This window comes from Endozoicomonas elysicola (assembly GCF_000710775.1).
Classification (GTDB): Bacteria; Pseudomonadota; Gammaproteobacteria; order Pseudomonadales; family Endozoicomonadaceae; genus Endozoicomonas; species Endozoicomonas elysicola.
In genome coordinates this window covers 856,381-874,766 of the sequence record NZ_JOJP01000001.1, presented here as the reverse complement: position 1 = coordinate 874,766, position 18,386 = coordinate 856,381, and the positions used below count along the sequence as shown (strand labels likewise).

Here is an 18,386-nt window from a genome sequence, read left to right as displayed (position 1 = left end):
CCAGAGCCCAAAACGAAGAAAAGTTTTTCGCGGCAAAGGCCTGACTTCAAATTAACCAATTATAAAATTCAGTCGTTGTCTAATGACCGGGATCAGCTCGGTCGCCCGTAAACCCGTTTCGCCTTGACCAGCAACCACCTCATCTGCCGCCGAAGCATGGAGCCAGGTCGCCATTTGGGCGGCCTTGAAAGGTTCCAGCCCTTGCGCAAGCAATGCACCAATAACACCGCTGAGCACATCCCCCATCCCTGCCACTGCCATACCAGGATTTCCCTCAGAGCACAGTGCTGTATTTTGGCCATCGAAAATCAGAGTACCTGCCCCTTTTAATAACAGGGCAATATCCGCTTGCCGATCAGTCCCTCTTTCTCCAACCCTTTTCTCTCCAAGCAGAGCGCCTAATTGTCCATGACAGTCTGCCAGTGCTGCAAATCGGTTTTTCTGAATCGTTGGTACATCAAGCCCGGATAAGCGAGCCAACTCACCAGGATGGGGCGTGAAAATCATCGAAGACTTTCGTCCATTTAGCAATTGTGGATGATCCGATAAAAGATTCAGAGCATCCGCATCCAACACTATCGGGCACTCTGCAGCCAGTGCATCCTTCAGCAGTTTCAGTCCCCAGTCATCTCTGCCTAAGCCGGGTCCAATTACAATGACATTCTTTCCTTCAGTAAGAGAGCCCAGGCCTGAGCGACCTTTTATCGAGGTACCCATCACTTCTGGGCAGCGAACCGCCAGTGCCGTCAGATGCCGCTTTCTGGTGACGACAGTGACACGGCCCGCCCCACAATGGATGGCAGTTTCAGCGGCCATGATAATCGCCCCGGGCATCCTTTTGTTACCACCAATCAGCAGCACATGCCCGAAATCGCCTTTATGAGCCACCCGACTTCGTGGAGAAAGCCATCCCTGAAATTGACCTGGGGTAATTCGCAGACAGCCAGAAGCAACCGACTGATACACCGAATCAGGCACTCTCAGATTATTAAAAACCAGCTCTCCACAATATTCAGGGCCTTGCCCCGTCATCAGCCCTTGTTTCAGGCCAATAAAAGAGACCGTCAACACTGCCTTAACAGCACATCCCAATGGAGCACCTGTGTCCGCACAGAGACCAGAAGGAATATCCACCGCACACACAGGACTTTCAAGATGATTAAGGCGTTTTACCGCTTCTTCATAATCGCCACGAATATGCCCATTTAACCCTGTACCCAGCATGGCATCCACAACCACATCAGCACACAGCGACTGTTTGCTATCGTAGGGTCGAATCACAACGCCAGCCTCAGTGCAGGCATGCCAGGCAATCAGGGCATCGCCAGAAAGCTGTGCAGGATCCTTGAGCGAAAGCACAGAAACCCTTAAGCCTTTTTCTTGTGCCAGTTTGGCTACCAGATAACCATCACCTCCATTATTACCAGCACCACAAAGCACCAGCAGAGTGCTCGCTTGTGGCCAACGACGGGAAACTGCGGCCATCACAGCCCGTGCAGCACGGTTCATCAGCTCAAAGCCGGGGATACCTTCCCGGTGAATTGCCACATGATCCAGCTGCCGAACCTGATCTGCTGTATAGAGAGACTCTGGTAAGCTCTTATTCATAAGCGTGCTCGCGGTGATACAATGCAGATTGTATTCTGCTTTCAAACTATGCCAAAAGAGTTAATCCAATTCAGTGTCTGAACAGTCAACTTTACAGTCCACTTTAACCACATTGACAGACTCATCGCCAGCACCGGATATGGAAAATTTGGTTGATAAAATTCGCATATGGGCCAGAGAGCTTGGCTTTCAAGAGATCGGGATCGCGGAAGCAAAAGTTCCGGAAAGTGATATTCATCACCTGAGTAACTGGCTGGAAAAAGGCTATCACGGCGATATGACCTATATGGCTCAGCATAAGGAACTTAGAGCAAAACCGGATCAACTGCACCCCGGATCACTTAGGGTTATTTCGGCACGCATGGACTACCTGCCAGCAGACACAGAAACCGTCAAACTGCTGAGTGAGCCGGACAAAGCCTATATATCCCGTTATGCACTGGGTCGCGACTACCATAAGTTAGTCCGAAAGCGGCTAACCCAACTGGGTAAGCAGATCGAGTCTGCCGTTGGTGAACACGGCTATCGTGCTTTTGTGGACAGTGCGCCAATAATGGAACGTCCATTGGCTCAACAGGCTGGACTGGGCTGGATGGGAAAACACTCTCTGATACTGAACCGACAGGCAGGTTCCTTTTTCTTCCTTGGTGAACTGTTCACAAATCTGCCCCTGCCTGTGGATAAGCCCTATGAGAGTAATCATTGCGGTCGTTGCACCTCCTGTATCGATAAGTGTCCGACTCAAGCGATTGTTGCACCTTACCAGGTGGATGCCCGCCGCTGCATTTCTTACCTGACCATCGAAAACAAAGGCCCCATCCCTGAAGAACTCCGCCCACTGATGGGAAATCGTATCTATGGCTGCGATGACTGTCAGCTGGCCTGCCCCTGGAACCGTTTTGCCAAACCTACTCAGGAAAGTGACTTCCAACCTCGTCATCATCTGGATGCCAGTGACCTGATCGACCTTTTCAACTGGAGTGAAGAGCAGTTTCTGGAGCGAACAGCCGGTTCGCCTATCCGCAGGGCCGGTTATGACAGCTGGCTGCGTAATATTGCTGTTGCGCTGGGGAATGCCCCTACTGATGAAACCATCATTGCAGCACTGCAAAACCGCCTGAACTATCCATCAGAGCTGGTTCATGAACATATTCAATGGGCGTTGAGGCAACATATCAATGGAACTTATTAATACTCGTTCAGTCTCAATTAGGTAGAACGCACCATTTTGGATTCTTCTAAGTTTGCTCACTGGCAAGGAAGCGCTCATTATTTACAATAATAAAAGGATTGATGACCATGCCCTTCAAGCCCTCCTTAACATTTGTTTTAATCATGCTATTTTCCAGTGCAACAAAAGCGAACGACGATTACGTCTATATCTTTGGCTATGGCAGCCTGATGTTGACTCCGGCAAGAACGGCCACTGCGCCTGATCCGGAAGGTGCAGTCTATATTCCCGTTAAAATCCGGGGAGTAGAACGGCACTGGAATTTATGGTCAGAGCGCAGCCAGCAGCGATCATTGGGTGTTGAGCAAAGCATAATTCCTGATAATTATGTTAACGGACTGATTTTTGCGGTAAAAAAAGATCAACTGGCCGCTTTCGATAAGCGTGAAGGCCCCGCCTACCAGAGAATCAAAATACCCATTGAGAATGTTACCTTTTATCTGGACACCCACCAGGGTCTCATCATGCAGGGTGAACAGAACACTGATGTTTTTGTTTATTCTCCCCGAAAAGAATCAAGTTTCTATTTTGATAAAGAGCATAACCAGAAAAAAATCGCCATGTCCTACCTGAATGTTGTCAGGACTGGCTGTGTAGAGATTGATAGAAAACATCAGCTGAACAGCCAATTTATTAACGACTGTGTTCAGACTATGGGGCTGGAAGGTTATCTTATTGAGGATGACCGCGATAAGCCAAGATATCCGAGATACCCTGCAACGTTACTGAGAAAAGCCATAGAGTCAGGCGACACCAGAAAAGCAGAAGAACTCCAAGGCTTTATTGAGCAAGAGTGGGATAACTACCTGAACACCATCAATGAGAAATGGGGATTCTGAAAGTATGCGATAGCCTGACCAGCTAACATTGATAACGCTGGTCAGGAACTGCTGCAGATTTATATTGGCAAGCTGAAACGCGGTAATGACAAGTCTTTATAAAGCGCCAGCAACCTCAATACCAGCACCGTGAGTACAGCAAGAACTGTGGTTACATCGCTGTTATTGATAACTGGATCCAGAAATACAAATACCACTCCACCCAGCATGGCGGCAGACGCATAGATTTCCTTTCTCAGCACCATGGGCACCTCACCGGCCAATATATCCCGGATGGCCCCACCGCCACAGCCAGTTAATACACCCATCATAATAGCGACCATCGGCTCCACACCAAACGACAACGACTTCGTAACACCGATCACTACAAAAACAGCTAATCCCAGGGCATCAGACACCTGCAGAATCCACTTACTGCGCTCATGCCACTGACGAACAACAATGGCAAACAGCGTCGTTGCAAGAATAACCAGCAGATAAAGCGTGTCCTTAATCCAGAATACGGGTGTGGAAGAGAGTAAAACATCACGAATAGTCCCCCCTCCGACAGCGGTTACAAAGGCAAGCACCATTGCACCAAACAAATCCATGTCTTTACGGCAAGCGAGCCAGACACCACTAATTGCAAAAACTGCAGTACCAAAAAGGTCGAGAATATAAAGCAGCATTAACGAATCTACGGAAAAAGGTCATTGGAGTGTAAATTATAAGTTCGCCTTACACGGCCAGATATAGTCATATACCTGTATTCTTTCTGAATAAATTCAGGCTGCTAGTCTTCTTACTCTTGATGAGGATTAACAGCCATGAATAGACCCGATATTCACAGTGGCAGGCTGTCGGCTGAAGAGTACTGCCGTAACTTTGCGGATATAAAGCCTGCACTCAGTAACTACGAAGCTCATATTGAAGCCAACCGATGCCTGTACTGTGAAGCTGCCCCCTGTATCCCTGCCTGTCCTACCGGTATTAATATTCCCTCCTTTATTAACCGTATCGCTACCAACAATATTGATGGTGCTGCACAGGCCATTCTGGACGCCAATATTCTGGGAGGCAGTTGTGCCCGGGTATGTCCAACGGAGATTCTCTGCGAGCAAGCCTGCGTTAGAAATCATGAGCCGGAATGCAAGGCAGTCACCATTGGCCGGCTGCAGCGCTATGCCATCGATAATCGTCAGGCAGACGACCATCCATTCACCCGCTTACCGGATACTGGAAAAACCATTGCAGTTGTTGGTTCGGGTCCAGCAGGACTGGCCTGTGCCCACCACCTGGCCAGAGAAGGCCATAACATCACTCTATTTGATGCCTGGGAAAAACCCGGCGGCCTGAACGAATACGGTATTGCCTCCTACAAGCTTGTAGACAGTTATGCCCGGCAGGAAGTGGACTTTGTCATGGAAATTGGAGGCATCAAACAAGAGAGCAGTTTCCGACTGGGTCAAAGCATTAGTCTGGATCAATTGAGAAAACAGTTTAGTGCCGTTTTTCTGGGTCTTGGCTTGGGGGGCTGCAATACACTGGGCCTTGAAGGAGAACAAGTGGCGGGCGTTGAGGACGCCCTTTCAGCCATATCACGGCTGCGTCAGTGCAATGATCTGAGCCAACTGCCGGTTGGTAAGCGCATTGTAGTAATTGGTGGTGGCAACACGGCTATTGATATAGCCTGCCAGTGCAAACGACTGGGAGCCGAAGAGGTCACCATTGCCTATCGTCGTGGTAGCCAGTGGATGTCTGCAACACCGCACGAACAGGCTTTTGCCCGAGACAATGGTGTTCGAATCCTTAGCTGGGTTCAACCATCATCTTTACTCACAGAAGACGGTAGAGTCACTGGGATCAATCTGGAAAAAACGACTTTAGACGTCAATGACAACCTGCAGGGCACAGGTGAGATTACCACTATACCGATAGACACACTTTACAAAGCCATTGGTCAGAACTTCCTGGCAGACTGTTTTGCCAATGCAAATGAAAGCCCGGAGCTGAACGGCAGTCGTATTGCAACAGACAAAAACTTTCGTACATCGCTAAGTAATGTCTGGGCCGGTGGAGACTGTATTGATAAGGATCCAGACCTGACGGTCCATGCCGTTGAACATGGCAAGCAGGCCGCCCATGCCATCCATCAATATCTGCAGGGGGATATTGAAAATGGCTGATTTAACCAGCAATTTTCTGGGTATTCGTTCCCCCAACCCATTCTGGCTGGCTTCTGCCCCGCCTACCGATAAAGCCTACAACGTCTACCGGGCCTTTGAGGCTGGCTGGGGTGGTGTTGTATGGAAAACACTGGGGGAAGACCCGGTACCAGTCAATGTCTGTTCTCGCTACTCCTGCCACAAAAATACCCGTGGAGACGTGATCGGTATTAACAACATTGAACTGATCACTGACCGCCCACTTCAGGTCAATCTTGATGAAATACGCCAGACGAAAAAAGACTGGCCAGACCGTGCACTGTTTGTTTCCCTGATGGTGCCCTGCGAAGAAGAGAGCTGGAAAACAATCGTTCAACAAGTCGAAGATACTGGCTGCGATGGTGTCGAGCTGAACTTCGGCTGCCCCCACGGGATGTCTGAACGAGGGATGGGGTCAGCCGTTGGGCAGGTGCCAGAGTATATCGAAATGGTCACCCGCTGGTGCAAACAACACTGTCATCTACCGGTTGTCGTTAAGCTCACCCCTAATATCACCAACATTGTTGTTGCGGCTGAAGCGGCTCAAATCGGTGGGGCGGATGCGATATCGCTGATCAACACCATCAACTCCATCACTGGAATTGATCTTGACCAGATGACCGGCTACCCGACAGTCAATGATAAGTTCACCAGTGGTGGTTACTGTGGGGAAGCAGTGAAACCCATCGCCTTGAGCATGGTAGGACAGATTGCCCGAAGCCCGGATACTGCTGAACTGCCCATCTCTGCAATTGGCGGTATCAGCTGCTGGCGGGATGCTGCGGAATTTATTGCTCTGGGTGCTGGAACAGTGCAGGTTTGCACCGCCGCCATGCTGAACGGTTTCAAGATTGTGCAGGATATGATCGATGGCTTGTCACGATGGATGGACAGCAAAGACTATCAATCCCTGGATAGCTTTCGGGGCGCTGCGATACCCAACCTGACAGACTGGAAGTATCTGGACCTGAACTACAAAACCATCGCCAGTATTGATCAGAATAGCTGTATTCAGTGCGGTCGCTGCTATGCGGCCTGTGAAGACACCGCCCACCAGGCTATTGCCATGACACCTTCACAAAATGCCACTGAGCGTCGGTTTGATGTAATTAATGAAGCCTGCGTGGGTTGCAACCTTTGTCAGATCACCTGTCCGGTCGAAAACTGTATATCCATGGTCAGGCAGCAAACCGGCAAGCCTTATCTGAACTGGACACAACACCCGAACAATCCTATGAGGGAAAACTGAGCAAGAAGAGGGTCATTAGCAAGCAAAAACTAATTGATAAACGGTAAAAGGCTGAAGTAGCAACACAGTTGTGTTATTTTTCAGCCTGCTTAACTGATGATCAACTTATAAAATAACCGGCAACTGTCTGACCAACTCAATTTTATCTGCAGACATTTCAGCTCCCCAGGCCATAACCTCCACTCCTGCATCGACAGCTTTTTTCAGGGCTTCAGCATAAACCGGATCAATCTCTTTAGCAGCCGATACACGATCGATACCAGTATGCTGAACGCAGAAAAACAATACCGCCCGGTCACCACCCGCAACCATTTGTGTAAGCTCACGCAGGTGTTTTGTACCCCGGCTGGTTACGGCATCCGGAAACAGGCCAAATCCATCTCCCATCGCCAACGTGACACTTTTGACCTCGACATAACAGTCCACCAGCCCCTCCTGCTGAAGCAACAGATCAATACGACTGTTCTCTTCACCATAACGAACCTCCCGACGGATATTCTGGTATTCAGACAGTTCCTGAACTTCGCCTGCCATTAGCAGCTCTTCCACCAGAGCATTGGCGCGCCCGGTATTCAGCCCAGCCAACGTTATGCGCTCTTCACCATCAAAAATTACCGGGATCTCGGCTTGCTCCCAGGTGCAGGGGTATTTTCGCTTGGGATTTTTAGAATCTGAGTACCACACCCGGTAACCGGGGTAGAGGCAGTTCTTCATGGAGCCGGTATTTGGGCAGTGGAGGGTAATTTGAGAACCATCCGACAACTCAACATCCGCCATAAAACGTTTGTACCGTCTTATAAGGCGCGCCTCCGAGAGGTGACTATCGTATTTCATTACAAGGACTCATTACTTAGGTGCTGTTGACATAAGACTCGTGTAGCCCAAAATGCTCTGATTTGAGCTGAGCCAGCAAACTTATGTCAACAGAACCTAACTTCATTAATTTACTTATTGATATTCTAAACTAGAATTTTAAGATAATCGTTGATCATTCCTGTATCTGCAGGGCTGATAAGCCCACAGAATCAGGTGGACAGCTGATAGAGACCATAATATCAGTTGACCTGAGCAGATGTTTTGGTCAATGTCAGAAAGCGGATGACATTTTTTTATGGCGTCTTGCCATGGGTTTTGGTAGTTTCTCCGCTTCTTTAAGGAAGGCAAGAGGCAAGTGCCAGGAGCTTTTGTTCTCGCCAGGCACCCATGGTGTTGACCTTGGCTTTCAGGGAGCCGGTTTACCGGCAGTTACAGAGGGATCGCAGAGGCTGCTGTCAACAGGCAGAATGCGAGCGCCTCTAAATGGAGAGATCCAGGATTGTTGTTCCCCTGGCTCATGAATAGAAGGTGGTGAGGCTGTAATCATGTCAGCACAGAAAAACGCGGATACAGGCAATCTGCTCAAATCGTTTACTCCATACCAGGAAAAGGATGGGGAAACGTACATGAATGAGCAACAGGTTGCTCACTTCACCCAGATCCTGCTGAACTGGAAGCGGGAACTGATGGAAGAAGTGGATCGTACAGTGAACCATATGCAGGATGATGCCGCGAACTTCCCGGACCCTGCTGATCGCGCCAGTCAGGAAGAAGAGTTCAGCCTTGAACTTAGAACCCGTGACCGTGAGCGGAAACTGATCAGGAAAATCGATAGCACTCTGGCTCGGATTGAAGAGGATGATTATGGCTTCTGCGACAGCTGCGGCGTAGAAATCGGTATTCGTCGTCTGGAAGCCAGACCAACAGCCACACTTTGCATTGACTGCAAGACTCTGGCTGAAATAAAGGAAAGGCAGCTGGGCAACTGATGAAACCAGGCTGTTGAAATCAGCCTGTTAGTGCCAGGGCTGTGATACATTCAGTTTCACAGCCTGGTTCTCACTTGACGTTCGTTCATACCTCCCTGCCTGAACCAGCTACCCTGAACAGCACAGTGGGTGCTAGCAGCCCCTTATGACCTGTTTCAATAAATTCCTGAACCATTTTTTGCCTGACTCATAATCTCTACATATGGGCGACACACTGAGTACCACAAGCTACATCGGACGTTTTGCTCCTTCCCCATCAGGCCCTCTGCACTTTGGCTCACTGGTTGCCGCTCTGGCCAGTTATCTGGACGCCCATGCCCATCAGGGAAAATGGCTGGTGCGAGTGGAAGATATTGATCCCCCCAGAGAGCAGCCCGGTGCCGCAGATCTCATTCTTAAGACACTGGAAGTCTATGGTCTGCAATGGGATGGCAGTGTGCTGTTTCAAAGTGATCGCAGTAAAGCCTATGATGAGGTGCTGAATAAACTGCTGCTCGAAAAAAAACTTTACCCATGTACCTGCACCCGCAAAAGACTTGCCGGACTCAATGGTGTCTATCCGGGCTACTGTCGAAAGAACCGCAATATCCCCAAACAACCCCACGGGTTGAGACTTCTATGTAATGATCAAATCATTCAATTTCGGGATCGAATTCAAGGTGAACAGTCGTTTGACTTAAGCACTCTGGGAGACTTTATTCTCAAACGCAAGGATGGTCTGTACGCTTATCAACTGGCCGTCTGCACTGATGACCATTTTCAGGGAATCACTCATATTGTCAGAGGTGTAGACCTTCTGGACTCAACCCCAAGACAGATCTATCTACAGAGTCAATTGGATTTCCCGCACCCCGTCTATGCTCATGTTCCGGTTATCACACAGAGAAATGGCAACAAACTTAGCAAGCAGAACCATGCTCCTGCCATACCTCTGGAAAACCCACGCCCGACAACGATCAAGGCATTGACTGCATTAGGGCTTCAGCCAGAACCAGACCTTATGATGAATTCTATTGAGGATATACTCTCTTGGGGAGTACAAAACTGGTCAACCAGAACTATGGTTGGCAAAAGAGAGATTTTGCAGGACACTCTTTGACCAAACCTACCCCTGTTCAGCGGAACATGTTATACATGGTTGAATAATTCACATCCAGTGCCCTGGGGTATCTGGAGATGGGCCCGAAAAAGATGTGTTCAAGGAGCGAATATGTCAATAGTTCTCAAAACAGCTCTTGCGGCTGCTCTTTCCTTTTTATCTTCCAACCTGGTGGCTAATACTTTGGCTTTTGCCTCACCAGGTGTAGCCTCCGAAAGCCCTGCAGCAGAGAGTTCTGACTTCTGCAATGCTGCAAGAAGAGCCAGGGAGCAACTTATCCGTCAGGAGCCGTCCATAAGCACTAAAGCACCAGTGCATACACAAGATGCTTCATCCTGCTTTACACCGGATGAAAATCTGATCTTTGTTGCAACCCTTGAAGCCCAAAGAGTACTCGGAGCCAATGCGCCCTGGTATGAAGAACTTAGCCGCGATATTAAAACCCGGGTTACTGAAGCCTGTGACATTATGGGTTATGAAAATAGCGATACCAGCCGTGCTTATGACCATTGCCTGGAAAGCCGCCATGAAGAGTTGATAAGCCCCTACGAAGAAAAATACGCCAAAGAGTCCACAAAGTATCTACGTAAGCGTCAGCAGGTAGCAGATAGTCTGGTAGTACGCTGCGATGCCTCACTGAGCGTGAAGCGTAATCGCCTTCCCAGAGATATGCGTTTTCCAGTGGCCTGGTATAACTCCGACAGCCAGTCTGTACCCAGCTGGTTGCTGGAAGAAAAGATAGATGACGATGAATGGCTGGAGAAAATTGGTAAGCTGAAACTCGATAATATTATGGAAGATGTACTGGGCAGCGACTGTCCTGGGGAAATGATCTACTGGGTGACTTACGACTCTCCAGGTTTTTAGTTCCATATAACAACAGCCTTAAGTCCTTGAATACATTCAACGATACTTAAGGCTGTTGCAAGTGCTCAAGTAAGCAGTCAGGAGCCCACCGAATTGAATACTTTTTATTCCATTTCAACACCTCCAGAGATACACAACCTTCCTGATGCCCAACTGTTTTTCTGGCCAGAGATAATTCCTGAAGCTACATGCCAACAGCTATACTCGGAGCTACTCTCTACACTGCCCTGGCAGCAGGATCATATAACCATTTATGGTAAAACCCTTCCTATTCCCAGGCTCCAGATATGGATGGGAGATGCTGATGCAAACTATCAGTATTCTGGACTGGAACTATCGCCGCATCCGTGGAACCCAACAATACAGTCTATAAAACAACAGATTGAGTATGTATGTGGTCGTAACTTCAACTCTGTTCTGATCAACCTTTATCGTAACGGCCAGGACAGCAACGGCTGGCACAGTGATGATGAGCCGGAGCTGGGGGAAAGCCCGGTCATCGCATCGTTCAGCCTGGGAGCCACACGACGATTTCGGCTGCGACACAAATACAGAAAAGATCTGACGCCCTACACTTTTGACCTGATGTCTGGGTCTTTACTGGTGATGGCGGGAAGCACCCAGAAGTACTGGCAACACTGCCTGACAAAAACCGCAAAGCTAGTGAAACCAAGAATCAATCTAACCTTCCGCAAGACATTTAAGGGATGTTGATCATTAGCCATGTACCCCTAACCCACTAATGACAAAGAAAAAACCACAACTGTTTTGCGGTTTCCCCATATAACCATTACCATGTCTGTCCAACCGCGAAACTGTACCGACGTAATATGTATATCTACCGTCTCGTCCTGCTTCTGGTGATAGGTATTTACCTTTTTTCTCCGGCCATTATGGGTTGGTGGATTACGTTTGGTGAGCAGTGGTACCAGCCCTGGATTCTCTGGTTCATCCTGATTGTTGCAGGCTTTACCCTTCAGGTCAGGGGTAACAGCGATGAGCTTTGAACTGGAACATATCCTTCTCGTCAGCGTTATCTATCTGGCCATTCTTTTTCTCTGTGCCTGGGCCACTGACCGGGAAATTATACCCAGAAAAGTAGTTCACCACCCGGCCACCTACGTACTGTCTCTGGGCATATATGCCAGTAGCTGGGCTTACTATGGCAGTATCGGGGTAGCTCACGATGACGGGTATGTTTTTCTCGGATTCTATTTTGGTCTGAGCGGTGCATTTTTACTGGCTCCGGTACTGCTGATTCCAATTTTAAGAATCACGTCAACTTATCAGCTCAGTTCACTGGCAGACGTACTGGCCTTCCGATTTCGCAGCCCCGTTGCTGGCACACTCAGCACCCTGCTTTTGCTTTTTATCACCTTTCCCCTGCTTGCCCTCCAAATACAGGCAGTGGCTGACAGTGTTTATTTATTAAGCGATGAAGCATCACCAGAAATACTGGCTTTCGGCTTCTGCATTATGGTCACCCTACTCACCATGATGTTTGGTACCCGCCACCTGGCCAGTCGCCACCAGCACGATGGTCTTGTGGTTGCTATTGCCTTTGAGTCTTTGCTCAAGCTCCTCATTATGGCATTGCTGGGCGGTGTTGTTATTTTCCAGGTATTTGGCGGTTTTTCCGGTCTAAATAGTTGGCTTGAGGCCAATTCTGAAGTCATTATCGGTATGAACTCCCATCTGGAAGATGGCCCGTGGCGCACCACGCTATTAATGTTCTTTGCCTCTGCGGTGGTGATGCCTCATATGTTCCATATGACGTTTGCTGAAAACCGCGATATCAAGATGCTATTTACCGCCAGCTGGGGGCTGCCGTTCTTTCTCTTACTATTAAGTGTTTCAACACCATTGATCCTCTGGGCCGGCCTTAAAATTGGCAGCCAATACCCACCTGAGTATTTCCCTCTTGCCATCGGACATGCTCTGGACAGTCGGTGGTTGACGATCATCGCCTATATTGGCGGCCTTTCTGCAGCCAGCGGACTCTTTATTGTGACTTCACTGTCACTCTCATCCATGTTGCTGAATCACGTTATTCTCCCGCTTCATCAGGCGAAAGAGCCAGCTCAGGTACAAAAAAATATTTACCGATGGCTGACCAACATAAAGCGCCTGATCATTACTACACTGATCCTGACCACTTATGGGTTCTACCGGCTACTTCACAATGAAGTAGATATGTATAGCCTGAGCATTGTCGCCTATGTTGGTGCACTACAACTGCTGCCAGGCACCCTGTCCACGCTTTACTGGGGCAAAGCCAATCATAAAGGACTGATTCTCGGTATTCTTACTGGAACCACTGTCTGGTTCTTTACCCTGATGTTGCCTTTGACGATGGGGCTTGAAATTTTCCCAATACGCAGTGTCAACTTTGGCACCATCACTAACGATGGCTGGTACATTGCTGCAGCCTCATCATTGGTGGTCAATGTTCTGGTGTTTTATCTGGTCTCCAGTTTTACCCGAATGTCTGACGAAGAGAGCAGTGCTGCCGCCGCCTGTCTCGTGCGAGAAGTTAGTCAGCAGCCGTACAAAATCCCCAAAGCACGCTCCTCGTATGAGTTTCAGGAAATGCTCAGTGCACCTCTGGGGCCTGTTGCGGCTCAAACAGAAATCAATAAAGCACTGACTGATCTGAATATGCGTCCGGATGATAACCGACCACATTCACTGAGACGGCTCAGGGACCGCATTGAGAAAAACCTCTCTGGTCTAATGGGACCGACCATTGCCCACGAAATTGTTGATTCATTTCTACCGTTGGATGTTGAAAACGATTATGTGCCAAAAGACATCCATTTCATGGAGTCCCGCCTGGAAGCCTACCACTCCAAACTAACAGGACTTGCTGGGGAGTTGGACAGCCTGAGACGCTATCACAGAGATACCCTGAACAGCCTGCCAATGGCTGTCTGCTCAATTGATAACTCTGCAACTGACCCATTAAACAGCTCTGGTGAGGTTATGCTGTGGAATCAGGCAATGACGGCATTGACCGGCATTTGCGCCGAAGATGTTCTGGGAATGCCTTTGAAAACCATTCCTGCTCCCTGGAATCAAATCCTGAGTGATTTTATTCATCTCCCAGAGAGCCACCTGACCAAGCATCGTATCGAAATGAATGGTGCTACCCACTACTTCAACCTCCACAAGGCATCAATACAGGCACCGGTTTCCGGTACCGGTGGTAATCAGGTGATGCTGCTGGAAGATCAGACCGAAACCCAAATGCTAGAAGAGCAGCTATTCCATAGTGAACGACTGGCGTCTATCGGTCAGCTGGCTGCTGGCGTCGCTCATGAAATTGGTAACCCGATTACCGGTATTGACTGCCTTGCTCAGGAGATGGGAGCCCTCTCATCGGATCCGGATATCCAGCAAAGTTCGCGCCAGATACTGGAACAAACTAAAAGGGTGAGTCGTATCGTTCAAACTCTGGTTTCGTACGCCCATTCCGGCCAGAAAGGTGGTAACCAACGCCGGGACAATAGCGAAACATCGTCACTTGCAGAGCCTGTAGAGGTCTCCAGCACGATTCAGGAGGCCATCAGCCTGTTGCAATTGAGCCATAAGAACAGCAATATCGTATTCCGTAATCTGTGCTCTGACGGTCTTTGCGTCAGCGGCAACAGCCAGAAGTTACAACAAGTGTTTATCAATCTGCTGAAAAATGCCGCAGATGCCTCAGATTTAGATGGTGTTGTTTCAGTCAGCACTACTGCCAATCAACACACGGTTACTATCCGTGTTGAAGATCAGGGACATGGCATTCCCAAAACGATACAGGAAAAGCTGTTTGAGCCATTTTTCACCACTAAAGAGGCCGGCAAAGGTACTGGCCTTGGTCTGGCACTGACCTGGAATATTGTCGAAGAGCACTTTGGCAGTATTCAGGTGGTTAGTCCGCTGGATTCGGTGACTGGGCGAGGCTCCTGTTTCATCATCTCGCTGCCACGCCATGAGTCGGAATCCGTTTTTGTGGAGCAGCCTTTGGAATTTCAGGGGGATATGGCATGAGTCAGGGCCAGATACTGATTGTCGAAGATGAAGAAATTATCAGAGCATCGTTGCGGCGACTGCTGGAACGACAAGGGTATGGCGTCACAGAGGCAGGCTCTGTTCATGAGGCTGAAACTCTTCTTCGGCAGCAGCCTGACCTCCAAAAACCTGAAGCCAGTGAAAAGTTTGCTCTGATCATCAGTGACCTCAGGCTTCCCGGAAAACCAGGGACCGAAATGATTAACCTGGCCAATGGTATTCCGGTACTCATCATGACCAGCTATGCCAGCCTGAACTCAGCGGTTTCCACCATGAAGCAGGGAGCGGTGGATTATATTGCCAAACCATTCGACCATGCAGAAATGCTGCAGAGAGTTGCCGAAGCCATCGAAAAGCAATCCAATTTGAACGCTGAGAGCTCTGCCAAAACCAACGCAGAAGCTATGGATAATGAACATCTCAGCAACTCCGAGAATGGCTTCAACGGTATTTTAGGGCAGTGCGATGGCATGCATCTGCTGTTCCGACAAATTAAAAAAGTGGCGCCAACTGATGCAACTGTATTGATTCAAGGGGAGTCCGGAACGGGTAAGGAGCTGGTCGCCAAAGCTATTCACGAGAACAGTCGCCGTATCAATGGCCCCATGATTTCGGTTAACTGTGCAGCAATTCCAGAAACGCTGATTGAATCAGAACTTTTTGGTCACGAAAAAGGTTCATTTACCGGTGCTACAGCCGCTCGAACCGGTCTGATTGAGGCTGCTAATGGTGGTACCCTGTTCTTGGATGAAATTGGTGAGCTACCACTGGAAGCACAGGCACGACTTTTACGGGTTCTCCAGGAAGGAGAAATTCGTCGTGTAGGTTCAGTGCAATCCCAATCTGTGAATGTTCGCCTGATTGCAGCCACCCACAGAAATCTCAGACAGCTCTCTTCACAGAATGAATTTCGTGAAGACCTCTACTACCGGCTGAAAGTAGTTGAGCTACGCATCCCTCCTCTCAGGGAAAGAGGCAATGATATTTTGATGCTGGCAGAGAAGCTGTTAGCCAAAACCTGTAAAAAAATGGATTTGGAACTGTTTTCTCTGGCTCCGGAAACGATGGCGGCGATTTCTCAGTATCAATGGCCGGGTAATGTTCGGGAAATGGAACACGCCATCGAACGGGCGGTGATTCTCTCAGAAGACAATATCATTACACCGGAAAATTTGGACATTGATGTTCGGGTTAAACAGACACTGTTCCGACAGGATTCTGAAGAGTTACAGGATGGCCTGACACTGGAGGACTACTTCCAGCGTTTTGTCTTGGAGCATCAGGATCAGATGACAGAAACTGAACTGGCCCAGAAACTGGGTATTAGCCGGAAAACACTTTGGGAGCGACGACAGCGCCTTGGTATTCCTCGAAAGAAGACCACGGCAACATGATTGCTCAAAATAGTATCAGGACCTGTTGACGTTCTTTTATGAGCCATCCGAAGTGCGTTTCAGGCGCTCCTATGTCTTCGTTGCTACTTTCTGAAGGGCAACCAGCTAGGCTAGACCTTTGCCATCGTTAAAACCCGGCTATAGCAATCCATGGCACACTCACCACAGCCACTGCAAAGACTAAGGTCTACAACTGGCTTTTTATCGGCACCAAACTGGATGGCCTTTTCAGGGCAGGCCTCTTCACAGAGATTACAATACAGTCCCAGTTCTGCCTGACAACTGCCAGCAAGCTGGGGGATAGCCTGCCTCGTTTTACCCTTCTCACGATCCAGGGCTCCTGAAGAACAAGAATCTACACACTGGCCACAGAAGTCACAGCTGCCATAAGAAAGATCCATCACAGGACGACCGGCAAGTATCTCTTCTTTCTCATCGGATCGACCCAGTACACGCATTGGGCATTGATCGATACATTGATCGCACTGCGTACACAACGCCAGAAACAATGTGTTATCCACAGCCCATGGTGGCCGAGGATAGCAACTATCCGGCACAATCTGCTCTGGCTCAGGAGCGAAACGCCTGAAAAAAGCCCGTCTGCCTGGAGAAACCAGCTGATCATCTTCTGTTTTCTGCAATTCTGACACGATGAAATCAGAGGCCTGTCTACTTGAAAATTGCAGTTAAAAATACCTTGTTCAAAAATTGATTAAAGCGGTATTTATACCTGAACTAACGTAGGGGGTGCTATCAACTGGACATACAACCAGCCACCCATTATTTGCACCAGGCAAGGCGCGAGGTGCGTAGTGTGGTTGTTCCACATGAGCAGTGAGCAACGCGGTATGGTGCAAATAATGGGTGGCCCTTCGGGTTGGATGGCCAGTTGGTAACACCCCCTAGGGTCTGTCACCTTAAAAACCTTGTGATTTGGTCACTGCAATCACCGGTACTTTTTTATTCCGCTTAAGAAGCCAGCTAACAGCAATGCTGATGATTGCCACTCCCAGAGTAACAAACGGTGCGACCATAAGAAGAATGGTAACAACTCTGGAAATATTTTCGGGTAGAAGCGTCAGCAAATAACCAATACCCGTTAAAAGGCCAACCCAGGCCACTGCACTCAACCCTGCAAAGCGAAAAAAATGAGCATGATTTTTGATTCTGAAGCCCATCATCAATGGCAACAATGAGCGCACTACCGGAATAAATCGAGCGACAAACAGAGCAACAACCCCATGGTGGATCAGTAACCTATCAACCACCTGAATCTTATTGGGAGGAACCCTGTCAACCCAGCCTCTAACCTTAGGCAAGTGCTCGAGCCAGCGTCCCTGAAGGTATGCAAACCAACTACCAATAGCCGCCGCGAGAACCAGCAGAGCAGCGATGACCTTGAAGTCAACAACCCCCATGGCTCCAAGAGTACCAGAAAGAATCACAATACTGTCACAGGGTAATGGGGCTGCCGGAAGGAAAGCACTTTCCAGCCAGATCAGAAAAGTCACACAGAAGTAGATCATGATTACGCTTTCCGGATTCTGTAGTGCCACAAAATCCTGGTGCCAAAGCGCCCCGAGAATAGATACAAAGGCATCAAGCATCTATGTTGTCCTTGCAGTAAAAGTAGTTCTGCACACATCGATTCCAAAAATAAAAAGGGAAGAAACTGTAGTTGGAGTAGAAACGCTCAGAGCCACATGCAATTGAGGGATTACGAGAGTATAGGCTAGCGTTTGTTTGCAGTAATCTGAATGGGTGCAAACCGAAGGAATCGTTACCAGAATTGACGCTGTCAAAAGGAAACCAACACCCCGACTAACTGCCGAGATTACGGTTCTTACAAAGCAACATCAAGCAATTTACACCGTCTTTGCAACCAGTAAATAATTTGACGATTTCCAGTGTCAAAACAGCGTACTGGAATGCCCCCTGAACCAGTTAACCAACTCAGCTAAACGGGCCGACTTATCACAGAAAACTATTTCTAAACTCTGTGGTCAAACAGGAGGTTATATCTAATAAAAAAGCTGTCAGGAAGGAAGAACTGCC

The 18,386-nt window shown here is 48.7% G+C and carries 16 protein-coding genes; 11 read left to right on the top strand and 5 right to left on the bottom strand.

Going from position 1 to position 18,386, the window contains the following annotated elements; translation table 11 throughout:
* Positions 1-51: 51 nt before the first annotated feature.
* Positions 52-1,608, bottom strand: coding sequence for a bifunctional ADP-dependent NAD(P)H-hydrate dehydratase/NAD(P)H-hydrate epimerase (locus GV64_RS03680; RefSeq protein WP_020584277.1), 1,557 nt, complete (start codon positions 1,606-1,608; stop codon positions 52-54).
* A gap of 139 nt (positions 1,609-1,747) precedes the next feature.
* On the opposite strand from GV64_RS03680, the gene queG reads away from it, so the two are divergent.
* Both queG and GV64_RS03670 read left to right on the top strand, forming a co-directional pair.
* Positions 1,748-2,800, top strand: a complete 1,053-nt coding sequence (gene queG / locus GV64_RS03675) for a tRNA epoxyqueuosine(34) reductase QueG (RefSeq protein ID WP_020584278.1) — start codon at positions 1,748-1,750, stop codon at positions 2,798-2,800.
* Positions 2,801-2,907: 107 nt separating this feature from the next.
* Positions 2,908-3,678 (top strand): gamma-glutamylcyclotransferase family protein, encoded by a 771-nt coding sequence (locus GV64_RS03670; protein WP_152553909.1) that lies wholly within the window; start codon positions 2,908-2,910, stop codon positions 3,676-3,678.
* Positions 3,679-3,737: 59 nt separating this feature from the next.
* On the opposite strand, the gene GV64_RS03665 is transcribed toward GV64_RS03670, so the two are convergent.
* A complete protein-coding gene (locus tag GV64_RS03665) occupies positions 3,738-4,346 on the bottom strand; it encodes a trimeric intracellular cation channel family protein (protein WP_020584281.1) in 609 nt (202 codons plus the stop codon).
* 138 nt (positions 4,347-4,484) lie between these two features.
* On the opposite strand from GV64_RS03665, the gene GV64_RS03660 reads away from it, so the two are divergent.
* Together GV64_RS03660 and preA are read left to right on the top strand one after the other, a co-directional pair.
* Entirely contained in the window at positions 4,485-5,843 is a 1,359-nt protein-coding gene (locus tag GV64_RS03660; protein ID WP_020584282.1) for an NAD(P)-dependent oxidoreductase, read from the top strand.
* Entirely contained in the window at positions 5,836-7,110 is a 1,275-nt protein-coding gene (gene preA / locus GV64_RS03655; RefSeq protein ID WP_020584283.1) for an NAD-dependent dihydropyrimidine dehydrogenase subunit PreA, read from the top strand. Before GV64_RS03660 ends, preA begins: the two co-directional genes overlap by 8 nt.
* Before the next feature lie 105 nt (positions 7,111-7,215).
* Here preA and sfsA read toward each other — a convergent pair whose 3' ends face one another.
* Complete coding sequence (gene sfsA / locus GV64_RS03650) at positions 7,216-7,944, bottom strand: DNA/RNA nuclease SfsA (RefSeq protein WP_026258519.1); 729 nt, start codon at positions 7,942-7,944, stop codon at positions 7,216-7,218.
* Positions 7,945-8,471: 527 nt separating this feature from the next.
* On the opposite strand from sfsA, the gene dksA reads away from it, so the two are divergent.
* The 7 genes from dksA to GV64_RS03615 all read left to right on the top strand — a co-directional run bounded on the left by dksA (position 8,472) and on the right by GV64_RS03615 (position 16,331).
* Positions 8,472-8,915 carry an RNA polymerase-binding protein DksA gene (gene dksA / locus GV64_RS03645; RefSeq protein WP_020584285.1) on the top strand — a complete coding sequence of 148 codons (444 nt, stop codon included), beginning with the start codon at positions 8,472-8,474 and terminating at the stop codon, positions 8,913-8,915.
* A gap of 202 nt (positions 8,916-9,117) precedes the next feature.
* Positions 9,118-10,014, top strand: a complete 897-nt coding sequence (gene gluQRS, locus GV64_RS03640) for a tRNA glutamyl-Q(34) synthetase GluQRS (protein ID WP_020584287.1) — start codon at positions 9,118-9,120, stop codon at positions 10,012-10,014.
* Between the two features lie 111 nt (positions 10,015-10,125).
* On the top strand, positions 10,126-10,881 hold the full coding sequence (locus GV64_RS03635) for a hypothetical protein (protein ID WP_020584288.1): 756 nt from the start codon (positions 10,126-10,128) through the stop codon (positions 10,879-10,881).
* Positions 10,882-10,974: 93 nt separating this feature from the next.
* A complete protein-coding gene (locus GV64_RS03630; RefSeq protein ID WP_020584289.1) occupies positions 10,975-11,595 on the top strand; it encodes an alpha-ketoglutarate-dependent dioxygenase AlkB family protein in 621 nt (206 codons plus the stop codon).
* Positions 11,596-11,711: 116 nt separating this feature from the next.
* Entirely contained in the window at positions 11,712-11,888 is a 177-nt protein-coding gene (locus tag GV64_RS25485) for a hypothetical protein (protein ID WP_020584290.1), read from the top strand.
* Positions 11,878-14,916, top strand: a complete 3,039-nt coding sequence (locus tag GV64_RS03620; protein WP_020584291.1) for an ATP-binding protein — start codon at positions 11,878-11,880, stop codon at positions 14,914-14,916. The genes GV64_RS25485 and GV64_RS03620 overlap by 11 nt, the downstream gene beginning before the upstream one ends.
* On the top strand, positions 14,913-16,331 hold the full coding sequence (locus GV64_RS03615; protein ID WP_020584292.1) for a sigma-54-dependent transcriptional regulator: 1,419 nt from the start codon (positions 14,913-14,915) through the stop codon (positions 16,329-16,331). Before GV64_RS03620 ends, GV64_RS03615 begins: the two co-directional genes overlap by 4 nt.
* Positions 16,332-16,441: 110 nt before the next feature.
* On the opposite strand, the gene GV64_RS03610 is transcribed toward GV64_RS03615, so the two are convergent.
* Both GV64_RS03610 and GV64_RS03605 read right to left on the bottom strand, forming a co-directional pair.
* Positions 16,442-16,981: a ferredoxin-type protein NapF gene (locus GV64_RS03610; RefSeq protein ID WP_020584293.1), complete on the bottom strand. Its 540-nt coding sequence runs from the start codon at positions 16,979-16,981 to the stop codon at positions 16,442-16,444.
* Positions 16,982-17,248: 267 nt separating this feature from the next.
* Positions 17,249-17,938: a DedA family protein gene (locus GV64_RS03605; RefSeq protein WP_020584294.1), complete on the bottom strand. Its 690-nt coding sequence runs from the start codon at positions 17,936-17,938 to the stop codon at positions 17,249-17,251.
* Positions 17,939-18,386 lie beyond the last annotated feature (448 nt).